This is a genomic window from Opitutus sp. ER46 (assembly GCF_003054705.1).
GTDB lineage: Bacteria > Verrucomicrobiota > Verrucomicrobiia > Opitutales > Opitutaceae > ER46.
This window is the reverse complement of record NZ_QAYX01000020.1, coordinates 49,194-64,825: the sequence shown is the minus strand read 5'-3', so window position 1 is coordinate 64,825 and position 15,632 is coordinate 49,194. Positions and strand designations below refer to the sequence as shown.

Here is a 15,632-nt window from a genome sequence, read left to right as displayed (position 1 = left end):
CTCCGCCGGGTGCACCGGCTGCCCCAGTCACGGATTGAGTTGGTCCCGGACGTGCCGCCAGGCGCGCCCGGGACTTTCGTATTTGGAGAGCGAAAGAGTCAGCGCGGCGTCGGCGATGAAGGGCGTCAGCGGCCCGGGATCTTCGGCAGCGGGGCGTCGATCTCGATGTCCTCGGGGTGATTGCGCTTGTCCTTGCGGCGCTCGTGGCGGTCGCGGAGCAGCTTGTCGAGCTTGTCGACAAGCCCGTCGAGCGCGCTGTAGGCATCGTCGCTTTCGACATGGGCCACGAGGTCGGGACCACCGATCTCGATGTGGCCGGTGGCGGTGAAGTGGTTCTGGCGGCCGCGGGCCTGGTCCTTGTTCAGCCGGATGTTGAGGCGGATGATCCACTCGTTGTGCCGCAGGAGGACGCCGAACTTGTCGCGAATCACATCCTGCATCGCCGGCGTGAGTTCCACGTGGACTCCCTGGAGAATGAGTTTGGAGGCGAGGTCGTCGGGATTGGTATTCATGGCGCTCCAGACAACGAGGTGGGGGCTTGGTGACGCGGGCGCCGGACGGCGGATCAGCGGATGCAGGCGCGCCGACGCGGCGGGAGATGTAAATCGCGAGCGCGCCGGCCGTAGGGAGAAACGCGGCAACGTGGAGTCAAATCGGCCAGTGCGGCCCCAGGCGGGGGTAGTCGGACACCGGTAGCAGGTACACGTAGGTGTCGACCTCGAGCAGGTGGTGGGGCGGGCGTAACGGGAGCCGTTGGCGCCGATAGAGCCCCTCGGGCACGCCCTCGAAGCGATCGAGCGCGGCGAGGCAGGCGGAGCTGACGGACCAAAGTTCGCCGGCGACACCCTCGGCGTCGGCGGGATCGGCGACCAAGCCCGGGTATTCGCCGAGGTGGTACAGCGTGTGGCCCGGCACGGTCCGGGCGGGAGCGACGTACCGCTGCGCGGCGAGCAGGTGATGATTGGGGCCACCGCGTTTCAGCGTGCCGTAAACGAAGAGGAGATGCGGGCCGTTCGGCATGGCGGGGTTGGGGTGGCGGAGAGTCGAGGAACGCAGGCGGGAGGCCTCTCCGAGTGAGTGCTCCCGGCTGCCAGCATCCGCTACGCCGATGCAGCAGGTGTCAGGCCGCCGGCGCCGAACTGTTGTTGCCGGGAGCGCCGCCCTCAGTGCTGCCGGCGCGAATCTCGACGATGACGGCGGTGGTGTTGTCACGGCCGGACCGCTCGATCGATTCCTCGACGAGGCAGCGGGCGGGGGGGAGTTCGGCGCGTTCCGGCGGCGGCGTGCGGATGAGCTCCTCGAGTTGGCGGTCCCAGAGACCGTCGACGAGGCCGTCGGAGCAGAAGAGAAAACGATCGCCGGGATGGTGGTGGACGGCGCCGATGTGGGGTTCGACGAACTGGTGGCCGGCGCCGAGGACCTGCTGGAGGGCGTTGCGGCGCGGGTGGGTGCGGGCCTCGCGTTCGTTGACCTTGCCCTGGCGGCGGAGCCAGCCGACGTGCGTGTGGTCGTGGGTGACCTGGGTGAGGCCGCCCTCCTTGGGGAGGTAGTAGATGCGGCTGTCGCCGATGTGGGCGAAGTACATCCACTCCGGCGTGAACCAACCCAGGCTGAGGGTGGCGCCCATGCCGGCGCATTCCTCGTACGAGTAACCGAGCTTCAGCAGGTCGTTGTGGATCGCCATCACGAGTTCGTTGAGCAGGTCGGGGAAACCGCTGCCCATGCCGGCGGCGGCTAGTCGGAAGGCGCGCGGAAAGAGTTTGGTCACCCGGTCGACGGTGATGCGGCTGGCGAACTCGCCGGATTTGGCGCCGCCCATGCCGTCGCTGACCGCGAAGACGAAGTCGCCACCGCAAAGGGATGCGTCGCCGACCTTGCCCAAGTACCGGACATCGTGGCCGTCGAACGTCAGGGCCAGAAAGGCGTCCTCGTTGTTGGGGCGGACCTTGCCCACGTGGGTCATGCCGGACCAGTGCAGATGGATGGGCGGACGAGCCCCGGCGGGACCGGCGGCAGGCGCGGGCTCCGCGGAGGGCGGGAGGGACGGGTCGGACGGGGTCATGCGTCGGGAGAGGGCTTGAGGGTGGCGATCTCGTTGCCGGCGTCGTCGAGGATCGTGGCGAATTCGAAGTCGATGATGCAGAACCGGCCGTCGGAGGTGCGGTACGTGATGTTTCGTAACGCGCGGTCCTCGTGGCGGATGCCGTATTTCTCCAACTCGGCGAAGATCTCGACCTGGCGCTGCTCGCCCAGGTGTTCGACGCGGCCGCCGCAGTTGGTGGTGACGAGACGGAGGCCCTTCGGATCGGCTTCGAGAACGCGCGGGACGAAGTCGCACCCCCGGGCTTCGAGATGCCGCAGAACCCGGGTCTCGTGGTCGAACCGCTCCCGGGCACGATGCCCGCGGTAGGTCTTGTAGACCCGGCCGTCGAAGCCGATCCGCACCATGGCGCGGGCGGTGTCCTTCATCTCTTGCATGTCGTGCGGCGAGTGTCCGCGGCGGTCGGGACGGAAGCAAGGCCGTTGACGGAGGCCGGCGATTGGCGTCGGCGTCGGGCCTCGGCCGGAGCAGAAATCCGGTTGCTGCGAAAGAAAGTGAGCATGAATGCGATTTCTTCGTGAGGCTGGCATGCCCGCTGCTTAATTGCGTTCACTTCTTTCCGAGGGCTTTCTCTCGAAAACGCTTCACGCACCCCCGGTAAAGGTCCAATCACTCCTGCCCAACGCACGACACCTATGGCGAAGATCAAACTGGAATACATCTGGCTCGATGGCTATCAGCCGGTCGCGAACCTTCGTTCCAAGACGAAGATTATTGATGGCGAGTACGGCAGCTTGAAGCTGGCCGACTTGCCGGTCTGGGGCTTCGACGGCAGTTCAACGCGCCAGGCCGAGGGCAAGAGCTCCGACTGCCTCCTCAAGCCCGTCGCCCTCTATCCTGACTGTACGCGGACCAACGCGTATCTGGTCATGTCCGAGGTGCTGCTGCCGAATGGCCAGCCGCATCCGACGAACAGCCGGGCGACGATTCCGGATGACGAGGGTACCTGGTTCGGTTTCGAGCAGGAGTATTTCTTCTTCAAGAACGGCAAGCCGCTCGGCTTCCCGGATGATGGTTTTCCGGCGCCCCAGGGTCCGTACTACACCGGCGTTGGCTACAGCAACGTGGGCTCGATCGCCCGTGAGCTGACCGAGAAGCACATCGACATCTGCCTCGCGGCGGGGATCAACATCGAGGGCATCAACGCCGAGGTGGCGAAGGGCCAGTGGGAGTTCCAGATCTTCGGCAAGGGTTCGAAGAGCGCGGCCGACCAGATGTGGGTCGCCCGGTACATCCTGGTGCGTCTCTGCGAGGCGTACGGCGTCGACGTCGAGTTCCACTGCAAGCCGATCCGGGGCGTGTACAACGCGCCGCTCGACTGGAACGGCTCGGGCATGCACTCGAATTTCTCGACCAAGCACATGCGCGAAGTCGGCGGCAAGGACTACTTCGACCGCCTGATGGCCGCGTTCAGCAAGTACATGGACGAGCACATCGCCGTGTACGGGCCGGAGAACCACCTGCGCCTGACGGGTCTCCACGAGACGCAGTCGATCGACAAGTTCAGCTTCGGCGTGGCCGATCGTGGTGCGTCGGTGCGCGTTCCGCACAGCTTCATCAACAGCGGCTACAAGGGCTATCTCGAGGATCGCCGTCCGAACTCCGCCGCTGACCCGTATCTGGTCGCGGGCCGGATCCTTAAGACGATTCTCACCGTCCCGACCAAATAAGTCTCGGCAGAGGCAGACCGGGCGGCAGGCTCGGTTCAGCCCATTGCTTTCGCGGCGCCGCCATCGTGCGGCGCCGCTTTTTTGTAGCCGGGAAAGGCCCTTTGGGCCGGTGGGGAGAAACCGAGTTGCCGGTAGGGGGCCCTTCGGGCATCAGCGGCTCAACGCCTTTTCGATGCCCCCGACCACGCCGCTCGTCCGCATTTCACCCTGGGAATGGCTGCAGACCATGCTGCTGGCGGTGAACCTGCTGTGGACGACGCTGTGTCTTGGCGGCTACCTGCCGGGCACGATGGTGGTGACCAGTTGGCTGACTGCAGCACTTCTGCTGGTGCATGCGGTGGGCTGGTGGCAACGGGCGCGGCGTGGTGCCGGCTGGCGGCCTCATCCGGCAGGGTGGCTGTTCCTGCCGTTCCTGGCGTACGCGGCGGTCAATGTGGCGTGGGTTTCGCCCGTGCATTGGCTGGGCTGGATGGACTGGCTGACGTGGGCGCAGTTGATCGCGGTTTTCTGGGTGGTGCTGAACGGCAACGAATCGCGACTCACGCAGCGCCTGCTTTACGTCGTGCTGTTTACGTTGGCCGTCGTGGCGGTGGTGCTCGGCTGTCATCAGAAGTTTGTCGACCCCACGTGGCTGATGCTCGGTCGGACGCAGGCGGAGCAGTTTTTTGGGCGGGCGAGTGGTCCCTTTGGCATTCCGAACAGCCTCGCGGCGTTCCTGATGCTGCTGCTCCCGGTGGCGGGGGCGCTGACACTGCGCCGCGGCGCGAGTGCGGCCGAGCGGGTCTTCTACGGCTGGCTCACGCTCGTGCTGCTGCTGGGCGTGGGGATCACCATCAGTCGCGGCGGCTGGCTGGCGTTGGCGTTGGCGCTGACGGTGTGGCCGCTGCTGGCGGCGGGGGATTCATGGCGCCGGCGGATGGCGCGGGCGGTGCTGGCACTGGCGGTGGTCGCGGTGGTGGGGACGTTGACGTACGCGGTGTCGCCGGCCGTGCAGGAGCGGTTCGACGATTTGGCGCGCGGGATGGGGGAGCGCAGCCGGCCCATTCTCTGGCGCGCTGGTTGGAGCATGTTCGGCGAAAAGCCGGTGTGGGGGACGGGAGGCGGCAGCTTCGATGTGCTGTTCGAACGGTATCGTCCGGAGGGCTTCCTACTGACCCCGCGTTGGGCGCATAACGACTATCTCAATACGCTAAGCGATTATGGCCTCGTCGGCTTCCTGCTGTTTTTTGGCGCGGCGGGGGTCGTCGTGGTGCGCGCGTATCGGGGTGCGGGGCAGACGTCGGTTGGCGGAGCGGGAGGGGAACGGCTCGACGCGCTCGACGATCGCTGGGTGCGGCAGGCGCAGGGGATTGGACTGCTGGCCTTTGGGCTGCAGCTTTTCGTGGACTTCCATTTCAAGCTGCCGGCGCTCGCGATGACCTTTGCCACGCTCGCGGCGATCACGGTGCGCCGGGCTTGGCCGGCTGGTTCGCAGGCGGTCGCGCGAGGAAAGGCGTGGCTGGCGGTGCCGGGTGCGATGGCGCCGATCGCTGCTGCAGTCGCGACTGTTTGGGTGGTCGTGCCGCAGTACCGGGCAGAGAAGCTGAGGCAGGACGGACGTCGGCTCATCAACGAGTTGGCGGAGGAGGCAACCAGCTCGCCCCGGTTCCGCGAACACCTGGAACAGGCTCGGGAAGCGCTTTCGGCCGCGGTCGTCCTCGCACCCGGCAACGCGCAGGCCTGGGCCGATCTTGCGTACATGCGGGCCCAAGCATCGCGAGCGGACCCCCGGCGGGAGGCAATCTTGGGGCGACTCGCCGAAGCCGATGCCAACCGCGCGGTTGCGCTGGCGCCGCTCCTGGCCGAGGCGTGGGTGCGTCGCGGTGTCGCCCGGGACATGCAGGGAAGGTGGAACGAAGCCGGGGATGACTTTGCCAAGGCGATCAAACTTAGCCCCAAGTCGGTTCTGCCATGGTTCCATTACGCGTACCATCTGGCCCAAAAGCCCGCAGGTCATGAACTTGCTAAAGCATTGGTGGAGTTCTGCTTGAGGCTGGATGGGAAAAATTCCGAAAGCCTGCGGTTGCGCGACTCCCTGGCGACCGGCCATACTGGGCGGTAAGGAAACCCATCATGCACCCCCGGCTCACGCTCTGGTTGGCCTTCTTCATGTTTGCGGCGGTTGGCATCGTTCGCAGCCAGACACCGGCTGCGCCGGCTCCCGCCCCATCGATGCCGCCCGGCCAGATCGTCGCGAAGCAGGTGGTGGGCGCGGTGTCGATGGCGGTGAATGGCGTGACCTCCGAACTGAAGAACGACGCGCCGGTCCCGCAGTCTGCGATCATTACCACCGCCAAAGAATCCAGCGTCGTGCTGGTTTTCTCGAACGGCGCCACGACTCAGCTCGGACCTGACACCGTGCTTACGGTGGAAGAGTTTCTGCAGGACCCGTTCAGCGGGACGCTCGCGGTGGGTGAATTGAAGGAAGAGCCGACGCGGTCACGGACAAAGCTGCGCATGGCGCGTGGTGAACTCGTCGGCAAGGTGGCCAAGCTGCGCCACGCCGAAGGCTCGGCGTTTGTCATCCAGACCCCGGTGGGCGCGGCCGGCATCCGCGGCACCACGTTCCGCATCGTTTTCCGCCCGACCGGCACTGGTCAGGCCTTCGCCGTTTTCTCGATCAGCACGGTCGAGGGTAATGTGAACTTTCAGCAAGGCGGCGCTGGTGACCAAGGTGGGGTAGGCGGCGCCGGCCAGGGGCAGGGCCAAAGCCAAGGTCAGGGGCAAGGGCAGGGCCAGTCTGGCGACCAGGGGCAGGGCCAGGGCCAAGGGCAGTCGGGGGATCAAGGCCAAGGCCAAGGTCAGGGACAGGGCCAAGGTCAGGGGCAAGGTGGCCAAGGGGCTGGCCAAGGCCAGGGCGGCGGGGCATCGGGCCTCGCGGTGGTTGGCGGGCAGGAGGTTGTCCTTACCCTCTCGGTGGAGGTGAATCCGACGACCGGTCAGGTCGTGATGACCGCGCCGCCGACCGTGACCTCGACCCAGCCTATCAGCGCCGAAACACAGGCGCTCATTATCCAGATGGCGCAGACGCTCGTGACCACGGCGTCGACGACAAGCTTCAGTCAGGGCGAAACCAGTGGAGGCTCGACCAGCGGTTCGTCGTCTGGTGGCAGCGGTACGAGCGAAGGCAGTGGCACGAGCGACGGCAGCGGCACCACGAGCGATACCGGCACGACGTCTGGCTCCGGCACCACCACCGGTACAGGTACGACCTCCGGAACCGGTACGACGTCCGGGACGGGCACCACTTCGGGCACCGGATCGACCTCGGGTACGGGATCGACGGGCGGAGGCAGTACCCCGGCTCCGACCTCGCCGGCTCCCACGACGCCACCGGCCACTCTCACGCCTGGCGCCGGTGGCAGCTAAGCCTGGTGACGCGCGGCGCCCATGGCTTGCCAGGCCGCGCGTCTGAGCACAGCGCCGCGTCCGGAAATCAGCTTCCGTTCTGAATCCGCGCAGCTAGCCTCGCCCCCGATGTCGCTGTTTCAGAAGGGGAAACTGAGGTCCCAGCTTCATTGGCTTCTCCTGCTGCCAATCCCGCTGCTCTGGTGCGTGCTGCATCAGTACGGGGTGCTCGACGCGGCGGAAAACACCTCCGTCGACTGGCGCTTCCGCTACCGGGGCGAGCTCACGCCGCCGGTGAAGGTGATCTATGTGGACGTCGATTCGCTGTCACTCGATGCGATCGGCAACATGCCCTGGGACCGGGTCTATTTTGCGCGCGTGGCGGCGGCGCTGGTGAACGAGGCCAAGGTGAAAGCGGTGGGTTTCGACTTCGTGCTGTCCGAGGCCGGCATGGCTGAGTCCGCCGACCGCCGGAAGATGGTGATCGGCAACGTGGAGTTCGGCCGGTTCCTGCACAAGCAACCGCCCGTGGTGCTGGCGGCGGGTTACGGCGGATGGCACTTTATCGACGTGCATGGCAAACGGCGGGAGCGGGCGCTACCCCTCATCGCGCGCGAGCGACGCCGGCTGGAGGACATCGATCCGCCGGAGTTGCCTGCGTTTGAGACCAGTCCGGATCCGGACAAGACGCGGCCATTCAGTCCGCCGTTTTCCGGGTTGATCGACACCCTTGATCAGGACACCCGGCTGGTGCCGGCCTATGCGCCGACCGCCACGCGCACCTACCATCACATGGCGGTGGAGTTGGCCCGGCTCTACTGGGGGCTGCCGCCCGGCAGCATCAAGATCGGCGACGACTACCTCGATTTCGTGCGGCCCGACGGCGGGCGCGTGGCGCGCGTGCCGCTCAAGGACCGGCAGTTGATCGAGGTGAATTGGTTCACGCGCTGGCGCTCGCGGTACACGGCGCATGTGGAGTTCGTCGATCTCTATCACTATGCGGAGTCGCTGGTGTCGGGCACCGCTGAGGAAAAGGCGACGGCCCGGGAGTTCTTTTCGAATCCGGAATTCAAGGACGCCGTCGTGCTCGTCGGGCCGGTGGATCCGCTGTTGCAGGATATCGCTCCGACCTCGCTCGATCCGAACGCGGTGCCCCGCGTCGGCGTGCACGGCAACGTGCTGATGACGATCGTGTCGGGCCGGTACCTGCAGCACGTGCCGCGGGTGGTGGAGCACGCGATCATCTTTGGCCTAGCGGTCGTGATGGCGGCCTTTGCGGTGATGGGCGGTTCGCGCGCGGTATTCGCGAAGATCGCGGCGCTGCTCGTGGTGGGGGCGTTCGTGGCGGTGACGTTCACGGCGTTCAGCCGTGTCGACCTGGTGCTGCCGCTGGTGGCGCCGCTGGGGGCGGCCTTCAGCACGAGTTTTGCAGGACTGATCTGGCAGGTCGTCGCGGAGCAGAAGGCGAAGAGCCGCATCAAGGGCATGTTCGGCACGTATCTCGCGCCCGCGGTGGTGAACCAGATGATCAACTCGAAGCGAGACCCCGAGCTCGGCGGGCACGACGCGGAGATCACGGCCTACTTCAGCGACATCCAGAGCTTCTCGGCGTTTTCCGAGGTGCTGCCCTCATCCAAGCTCGGCGAATTGCTGAACGAGTACCTCACCGCGTGCACGGACATCGTGCAGTCGGAGATGGGCACGCTCGACAAGTACATCGGCGACGCGCTCGTCGCGATGTTCGGCGCGCCGCTGGATGCGCCGGACCACGCGTACCGCGCGTGCATCGCGTCGCAGCTCGTGCAGCTGCGCGCGGCCGAGCTGCGCGCGAAGTGGAAGAGCGAAGGCGACAAGTGGCCGGCGCTCGTGCACAATCTTCGCAACCGCATCGGCCTGAATACGGGCGTCTGCATGATCGGCAACATGGGCAGCCGGACGCGTTTCAACTATACGATGATGGGCGACAACGTGAACCTGGCGGCGCGCATGGAGAGCGGCGCGAAGAGCTGGGGCGCGTACACGATGTGCACGGAGTCAACGCGGCTGGCGTGCCTCGGGCACAACCCCGACCGCGTGGTGTTTCGGGCGCTGGGCCGGATCGTGGTGAAAGGCCGCACTCAGCCGGTGCCAATCCATGAGATCGTCGGGCTGAAGGAGAACGTCACGGATCAGACCCGCGAGTGCATCGCGCTCTTCGAGCGCGCGCTGGAGCGTTACTACCAGCGGGACTGGACCGGTGCGCACGGGCTGCTCGAGCAGAGCGGGCGGCTGGAGCCGAACCAGCCCGGCCGGGACGGTGGGGTGGGCACGAATCCGTCGCTGGTGTACGTCGATATCGTGCGCCACTGCCAGGTCGAGCCGCCGCCCCCGGATTGGGACGGCCGGTATGTGATGAAGGAAAAGTGAGGCGGCCGCGCGGCGCGCCTTACTTCAGGAGCATGTCCTTTACGGTGCGGCCGGCGGGGATCATCGGCAGCACGTGCTCGGTGTAGGGCACGACCACGTCGAGGACGAACGGGCCATCGTGGTCGAGCATCTCCTGGATGGCGTCCTTGAGCTCGCTCTTCAGGTGGACGCGGCGGCCGGCGATGCCGAAACCCTCGGCGATCTTCACGAAGTTCGGATAGAGGCCGTCGAGGTTGTCGGGGCTGCCGACGTTGGTCTCGTCGCCGAGAATCGTGTTGCCGCGGACGCTGCCGTAGAAGCGGTCTTCCCACTGCACCACCATGCCGAGGTGCTGGTTGTTCAGGATCATCGCCTTCGCACCGATCTTCTCGATCTTCGCCGTGGCGAGCTCCTGGATGTTCATCATGAACGAGCCGTCACCGTCGATATCGATGACCTGGCGGTCGGGGAACGCGACCTTGGCGCCGATCGCGGCGGGATAACCGAAGCCCATGGCGCCGAGCCCCAGCGAGCTGATATAGCGGCGCGGTTCGGAGAACCGGTAGAACTGGGCCGACCACATCTGGTGCTGGCCGACGCCGGTGGCGATGATGGCGTCGCCCTTGGTGAGTTCGTAGAGCGTCGCGACGGCGGCCTGCGGCACGATGTACTTGCTGTCGTCGTACCGGAACGGGTGCTGCTTCTTCCACGTGGCAATCTGCTCGTGCCAGGCGCGGGTGTCGGGGGGCGTGAACGACTGGGCGGCGAGGAGCTCGTTGAGCCGGCGCAGCGCGTGCTTGATGTCGCTGATGATGGGGAGCTGGACGCGCTTGTTCTTGTTGTGCTCCGACGCGTCGATGTCGATGTGCACGATCGTTGCGCGGCTGGCGAACTTGCCGGTGTCGCCGGTGATGCGGTCGTCGAAGCGGGCGCCGAGCGTGAGCAGCACGTCGGCCTCGTCGACGGCCCAGTTGCCGTACGCGGCGCCATGCATGCCGAACCACTGCATCGAGAGCGGGTGAGTCTCAGGGAACGCGCCCAGCCCCATGAGCGTGGTGGCGACGGGGATGTTGGTCTTTTCGGCGAACGCACGGAGTTCCTTGTGGGCCTCCGCGGAAATGATGCCGCCGCCGGCGTAGATCACCGGGCGCTTCGCGTTCGCGACCAAGGCGATGACCGCTTTGAGCTGTTCATCGGTGGCGAGCTGGGTGGCGGAGGCGTAGGCGCTGCGGAACTGGACGTTGGCCGGGAACGTCGGCGTGAACTTCGCCTGCTGCACGTCCTTCGGGATGTCGATGACGACCGGGCCGGGACGACCGCTGCGGGCGAGGTGGAACGCCTCCTTGAAGACGCGCGGCAGCTCCTTCACGTCCATGACGAGGTAGGAGTGCTTCACGATCGGGAGCGTCAGCCCGAAGAAGTCGGTTTCCTGGAACGCCATCTTCCCGATGTACTTCGAGTACACCTGGCCGGTGATCGCGACCAGCGGGACGGAGTCCATGAATGCGTCGGCAATCGCGGAAACGAGATTGGTGGCGCCGGGGCCGCTGGTGGCCATGCACACGCCGACGCGACCCGAGGCGCGGGCGTAGCCCTCGGCGGCGAACGAGCCGCCCTGTTCGTGCCGCGGGAGGATGACGCGGATCTTCTCGGTGCGGGCGAGCGCCTGATGCAGCTCCTGCGAGGCACCGCCGGGATACGCGAACACGACGTCGACGCCCTCGCGGACCAGGCACTCCACGACGCAGTCGGCGCCCTTCATTTCGCGGCCCACATCAGGTTTCGACGGCACGGCGGAGGAGGTGGCTTTTTTCATGCGAGAACGTGGTGGAGGTACACAGACGGCGGACAGCAAAGGCCATCGCTTTGATGCGACGCAAGGCCGGATTCCGGAGCGTCCGACGCCAAGTGTGTCACAAGCATCGCCGGTGGCAATCGGCAGGCCGGAGGTGCGCGGGCGATAAAAAAGAGAGCCCGGCAGCAATGCGGCTGCCGGGCTTGCGGAGCCGGCCATGATCGCGGGGCCGGCTCCGCCTGACTTTGCTTCTAACCCAAAGGGACGAAGTTCGGATCAGTAGGTGTAGGACGGAGTCTGCTGATCGAGCTTCACGAGGGCGGCATCGTAGAGCATGCGCCGTTGGGCGGGGGCGAGGCCCGGGAGGAGAACGGCGTCCTCATAATCGCGGTACTGGCGCCAGAGTTCCTCGACGAGGATGGTGCGGGAGTAGTCCGCCAGGATCAGGTCGACGATGCGGGTGGAGACGAGCGGGGCGAGCGGGCCGGAGGCGTTGATGAGGGCCTCGCGGATGGCTTCCTTCTCCTGCACGAGGCGATCGTACGTCTTGATCTGCTCGGCGTTGAAGGAGGCGAGCTCGGCGACGACCGCCTGGGCCTTGGCGCTGTCCTCGGCGTTCAGCTTGCGGCTGGGGACGAGCTGGATGCCGAAGCCACCGGCCATCTTCACGAACTCGACGCGAGAGGTGGAGAACTGCTTCGCGAGGTCGGCGCGACGCTTGTTCATCGTGCGCTGGTACCCGTCGCGGTCCTCGACGAACTTCGCGAGCCGGTTGCGGAACTCCTGCGGGATCGCCGGGGTAGCGGCGCGCGGGCGGTTCGGCAGCGGGTAGGCGACGAGCGCGCGACGGATTTCCTCGGCCATGGTGTCGAGCGCCGCGAGGCGGGTGGCCTGGGCCTCGGCGAGCGCCTTCATGGCGGCGGTGCGTTTCGAACCGAACCAGCGGCGGTCCTCGCGATAAAGGGCATCGCGCAGTTCCTTCTTAAGGGCGGACTTTTCCTTGGTGTAGTTCGCGATCAGCGTCCGGGTTTCGGCGGGCAGGCTGGCAGGAAGGCGGAAGCGGCTGGTCTCGGGGCTGAAGTACAGGTAGGGCCCGCGGGCATCGAGGCCGATCTCGGCCATGGGGCCGCGGCCGGAGTCATCGAGCTCCATCGCGTATTCGCGCAGGAGACGGCGCTGGGCGGGCGAGAGTCCCTCCTGGAAATAGGAGGCGCCGCGCATGAGCTTGGCCTCGTCGAGATTCGATTCCCAACGTGTGTCGTCACCGAGGCGCCAGTCGCGGGCCTCGTTCCAGTCGGAGCTGTTTGAGAAGAGGCTCCAGCCGGTGAACTCGTCGCGGATCGCGTAGCCCATCTTTTCGACCTCGAGGGCGCGGGGCTCCTGCTGGCGGGCGAAATCGGCGAGCTGGGCTTCGCGGGCTGCGGGGTCGAGCGCGCGGACAGATTCGATCTTGGCGCGGAGCTCGTCGACGAGGGCGGTCTTGGCCGCCGAGTAGTCGTCGATCATCTTGCGGCGCTTTTTCGAGAGGCTCTCCTCGTACAGGAACGGGCTGAGCGGCGAGTAGTACGGCTCGTTCACATGCTCGGAGAGTTCGAGCGGGATGGTTGAGAGGCTCAGGCTCGCCGAGCGCGTGCGATTGCGCGGATAGGATTCGCCGAGCGCGGGAGGGGTGGGAGGAAAGAAATAACGGCGTGGCCGCCAAGTCGTCGCGGAGGAGTAGCCCCAACCCGGGGTGAATGTGTTCCAATGGCTGCTGCCGTAGTACCCGGAGCTGCCTCCGTAGTAGGTGCCGCCCCAGACGGGCGTCGTGACGGTCGTCACGCTCGACTGCGGCTGTTCGATGTAGGCGTTGGACGAGACGGGCGCGCTACCTCCGCTCGAGGTGGGAGCCGTGGTGGTTGCCATCGCGGAGCTCGCGGTGGCAAACGAGAGCAGGGTCCCGGCAACGGCGAGGAGAGCTGGGCGAACGAGGAGAGCGGATCGTTTACACATGGCGGATACGGGGTTGAGAGAGAGAAAGGAAACGACTGGCGTAATCCTATGCGTGGCGCGTGCCAAGGCTTACAGTAATCGCGTTAGATGCTATTTATCAATATATTGCAGTGCCGATGCCGCCGATACGTGCCGACGTCCAGAGTGAGCGTTGGTTGCTGACAACCAATTTGGTGCCAAGTCGGCCGATTCTCCGGTTGTGGGCGCCCACATATGCTCCCGAAGGTGCAGGAGAATCAGGGGCTCGTACGCGCCCATATGCCTGCGGTTGTCTGACGCCGTGCTCCAGTCGCCGGCCTGAGCAGAGGCAGGTGTCGAAATCGGCGTCCGCGGAGCATCGTTGGCGGGGCGCTCCCGACGGTGCATTTGGGAGCAAGGGCGGGCGCGTCGATTTTTCGTGTGGCACCATGCCGGCGGAGCCTCAGGGTGAAATCATGCTCAAGCTGCTCTTTATCGGTGACATCGTGGGTCGTCCGGGCCGGGAGATCATCCTGGAGAAGTTGGGGCGCCTGCGGCTCGATATGGGCTTGGATTTCGTGATCGCGAACGCGGAGAACGCGGCCGCCGGGGCGGGCATCACGGGGTCGATTGCCAAATCGCTGCTCGAGGCGGGCGTCGACGCGATCACGCTGGGTGACCACGTCTGGGACCAGCGGGGCTGGGAAACGGAGATTACCCAGGTGGACAAGGTCTGCCGGCCCGCAAATCTCCCGGCGAAGTGCCCCGGGTGGGATCACGTGATTATCGAGACGCGCGGCTTCCGCGTGGCCGTGTTTACGGTGCTTGGCCGCAGCTTCATGAACACGAAGGCAGACTGCCCGTTCCTGACGGCGGATCGCCTCATCGATCAACTCAAGGCGCAGGCGGACGCGATCATCGTTGAAATCCACGCCGAGGCCACGTCAGAGAAGCAGGCGCTCGGCTGGTATCTCGACGGGCGCGTGACGGCGGTGGTGGGCACGCACACGCACGTGCCGACGGCGGATGCGCGCGTGCTGCCACGCGGCACGGCGTTCATGTGCGATCTGGGCATGACCGGTCCGTACACGAGCGTGCTGGGGCGGGTGGTCGACCCGATTATCGCGCGCTTCATGGACGGCATGCCGCGGCGGGTGGAAGTGGCGACGGAGGACGTGCGCATTTCGGGCGCGTTGATCGAGATCGACGCGTCGATGGCGAACGCGCGCAGCATCGAGTTGGTGACCGTCCGCCGCTGACCTCAGGTCGGCCCGAGACGCGCATGTCACCATGGGGCGGCTCACGTGAGGAGCCGCGCGCGGGGTGATATGCGTCGGAGTCTTGCCGGACTCAGCTCTTCACCTTGCCGGCTTCCTCGTACACGCCGAGGTGCCGGTAGCGCTGGTAACGGGCGTCGAGCAACTGGTCGGTGGAGAGTCCGCGCAGGTCGTTGAGATGCTTCTGGATGATGTACTTCAGCGCGCTCGCGGCCTGTTGCGGGTCGTGGTGGGCGCCGCCGAGCGGCTCCGGCACGACCTCGTCCACGACGCCGAGCTTCTCGAGGTGATCGGCGCTGACCTTCAATGCTTCGGCCGCCCTGGGCGCGGCGGCGGAATCCTTCCAGAGAATGGCGGCGCAGCCTTCGGGTGAGATGACGGAGTAGTAGCTGTTTTCGAAGATCAGCACGCGATCGGTGACGCCGATCCCAAGGGCGCCGCCCGAGCCGCCCTCGCCGACGACGATGGAGACCGTGGGCGTCTTCAACAGCGACATCTCGCGAAGGTTATACGCGATCGCCTCCGAGACGTGGCGCTCCTCGGACTCGACGCCGGGGAACGCTCCGGGGGTGTCGATAAAGGTGAGCACCGGGATGCCAAACTTCTCCGCGAGGCGCATGAGGCGAATGGCCTTTCGGTAGCCCTCGGGCTTGGGCATGCCGAAATTCCGGGCCATGCGCTCCTTGGGGTCACGGCCTTTCTGCTGGGCCACGATCATCACCGCCTGACCGTCGAAGTACGCGGTGCCGCCCACCAAGGCGCGGTCGTCGTTGTACTGCCGATCGCCATGCAGCTCCTGAAAGTTCTCACAGATCATCCCGACGTAATCGAGGGCGTAGGGGCGTTTCGGATGACGCGCGATCTGCACCTTCTGCCAGGGCGAGAGGTTGGAGTAGATGTCCCGCTGGGTGCTTTCGATCTTGGACTCGATTGCCTGGATCTCGGCGCGCAGATCGACGTTCGTTTCGATCGAACGCTGGCGAAGCTCGTCCAGCTGCTTCATCAGCTCGCGGAGCGGCTTTTCGAATTCCAGGACGTAGAGTGGGGATTCCATGCGGGCGGGAAAC

At 66.0% G+C, this 15,632-nt stretch carries 12 protein-coding genes; 5 read left to right on the top strand and 7 right to left on the bottom strand.

Annotated elements, in window-relative coordinates; all coding sequences use genetic code 11:
• Positions 1-125: 125 nt before the first annotated feature.
• From raiA to DB354_RS07060, 4 genes are all read right to left on the bottom strand, one after another.
• Positions 126-512, bottom strand: a complete 387-nt coding sequence (raiA, locus tag DB354_RS07075) for a ribosome-associated translation inhibitor RaiA (RefSeq protein ID WP_107834754.1) — start codon at positions 510-512, stop codon at positions 126-128.
• A 136-nt stretch (positions 513-648) separates the two neighbouring features.
• Positions 649-1,020 carry a gamma-glutamylcyclotransferase family protein gene (locus tag DB354_RS07070; protein WP_107834753.1) on the bottom strand — a complete coding sequence of 124 codons (372 nt, stop codon included), beginning with the start codon at positions 1,018-1,020 and terminating at the stop codon, positions 649-651.
• Positions 1,021-1,120: 100 nt separating this feature from the next.
• Positions 1,121-2,062, bottom strand: a complete 942-nt coding sequence (locus tag DB354_RS07065; protein ID WP_107834752.1) for a protein phosphatase 2C domain-containing protein — start codon at positions 2,060-2,062, stop codon at positions 1,121-1,123.
• Entirely contained in the window at positions 2,059-2,478 is a 420-nt protein-coding gene (locus DB354_RS07060; protein ID WP_107834751.1) for a serine/threonine protein phosphatase, read from the bottom strand. Before DB354_RS07060 ends, DB354_RS07065 begins: the two co-directional genes overlap by 4 nt.
• Before the next feature lie 258 nt (positions 2,479-2,736).
• On the opposite strand from DB354_RS07060, the gene DB354_RS07055 reads away from it, so the two are divergent.
• The 4 genes from DB354_RS07055 (at position 2,737) to DB354_RS07040 (ending at position 9,564) form a co-directional block, all read left to right on the top strand.
• A complete protein-coding gene (locus DB354_RS07055) occupies positions 2,737-3,771 on the top strand; it encodes a glutamine synthetase beta-grasp domain-containing protein (RefSeq protein WP_107834750.1) in 1,035 nt (344 codons plus the stop codon).
• Between the two features lie 172 nt (positions 3,772-3,943).
• On the top strand, positions 3,944-5,872 hold the full coding sequence (locus tag DB354_RS07050; protein WP_107834749.1) for an O-antigen ligase family protein: 1,929 nt from the start codon (positions 3,944-3,946) through the stop codon (positions 5,870-5,872).
• Between the two features lie 11 nt (positions 5,873-5,883).
• Positions 5,884-7,179, top strand: a complete 1,296-nt coding sequence (locus tag DB354_RS07045) for a FecR domain-containing protein (protein ID WP_107834748.1) — start codon at positions 5,884-5,886, stop codon at positions 7,177-7,179.
• Between the two features lie 108 nt (positions 7,180-7,287).
• Positions 7,288-9,564, top strand: a complete 2,277-nt coding sequence (locus tag DB354_RS07040; protein ID WP_158277404.1) for an adenylate/guanylate cyclase domain-containing protein — start codon at positions 7,288-7,290, stop codon at positions 9,562-9,564.
• 19 nt (positions 9,565-9,583) lie between these two features.
• Here the strand turns inward: DB354_RS07040 and ilvB are convergent, their stop codons facing one another.
• Positions 9,584-11,359 carry a biosynthetic-type acetolactate synthase large subunit gene (ilvB, locus tag DB354_RS07035; protein WP_107834746.1) on the bottom strand — a complete coding sequence of 592 codons (1,776 nt, stop codon included), beginning with the start codon at positions 11,357-11,359 and terminating at the stop codon, positions 9,584-9,586.
• A gap of 255 nt (positions 11,360-11,614) precedes the next feature.
• Entirely contained in the window at positions 11,615-13,330 is a 1,716-nt protein-coding gene (locus tag DB354_RS07030; RefSeq protein ID WP_146180142.1) for a hypothetical protein, read from the bottom strand.
• A 434-nt stretch (positions 13,331-13,764) separates the two neighbouring features.
• On the opposite strand from DB354_RS07030, the gene DB354_RS07025 reads away from it, so the two are divergent.
• Entirely contained in the window at positions 13,765-14,547 is a 783-nt protein-coding gene (locus tag DB354_RS07025) for a TIGR00282 family metallophosphoesterase (protein WP_107835019.1), read from the top strand.
• A gap of 91 nt (positions 14,548-14,638) precedes the next feature.
• Here DB354_RS07025 and DB354_RS07020 read toward each other — a convergent pair whose 3' ends face one another.
• On the bottom strand, positions 14,639-15,619 hold the full coding sequence (locus tag DB354_RS07020; RefSeq protein ID WP_107834744.1) for an acetyl-CoA carboxylase carboxyltransferase subunit alpha: 981 nt from the start codon (positions 15,617-15,619) through the stop codon (positions 14,639-14,641).
• Between the last annotated feature and the right edge of the window lie 13 nt (positions 15,620-15,632).

Excerpts from the sequence above, each read along its gene's own strand:
- raiA (WP_107834754.1), bottom strand. The coding sequence starts at position 512 with ATGAATACCAATCCCGACGACCTCGCCTCCAAACTCATTCTCCAGGGA.
- DB354_RS07070 (WP_107834753.1), bottom strand. The coding sequence starts at position 1,020 with ATGCCGAACGGCCCGCATCTCCTCTTCGTTTACGGCACGCTGAAACGC.
- DB354_RS07065 (WP_107834752.1), bottom strand. The coding sequence starts at position 2,062 with ATGACCCCGTCCGACCCGTCCCTCCCGCCCTCCGCGGAGCCCGCGCCT.
- DB354_RS07060 (WP_107834751.1), bottom strand. The coding sequence starts at position 2,478 with ATGCAAGAGATGAAGGACACCGCCCGCGCCATGGTGCGGATCGGCTTC.
- DB354_RS07055 (WP_107834750.1), top strand. The coding sequence starts at position 2,737 with ATGGCGAAGATCAAACTGGAATACATCTGGCTCGATGGCTATCAGCCG.
- DB354_RS07050 (WP_107834749.1), top strand. The coding sequence starts at position 3,944 with ATGCCCCCGACCACGCCGCTCGTCCGCATTTCACCCTGGGAATGGCTG.
- DB354_RS07045 (WP_107834748.1), top strand. The coding sequence starts at position 5,884 with ATGCACCCCCGGCTCACGCTCTGGTTGGCCTTCTTCATGTTTGCGGCG.
- DB354_RS07040 (WP_158277404.1), top strand. The coding sequence starts at position 7,288 with ATGTCGCTGTTTCAGAAGGGGAAACTGAGGTCCCAGCTTCATTGGCTT.
- ilvB (WP_107834746.1), bottom strand. The coding sequence starts at position 11,359 with ATGAAAAAAGCCACCTCCTCCGCCGTGCCGTCGAAACCTGATGTGGGC.
- DB354_RS07030 (WP_146180142.1), bottom strand. The coding sequence starts at position 13,330 with ATGTGTAAACGATCCGCTCTCCTCGTTCGCCCAGCTCTCCTCGCCGTT.
- DB354_RS07025 (WP_107835019.1), top strand. The coding sequence starts at position 13,765 with ATGCTCAAGCTGCTCTTTATCGGTGACATCGTGGGTCGTCCGGGCCGG.
- DB354_RS07020 (WP_107834744.1), bottom strand. The coding sequence starts at position 15,619 with ATGGAATCCCCACTCTACGTCCTGGAATTCGAAAAGCCGCTCCGCGAG.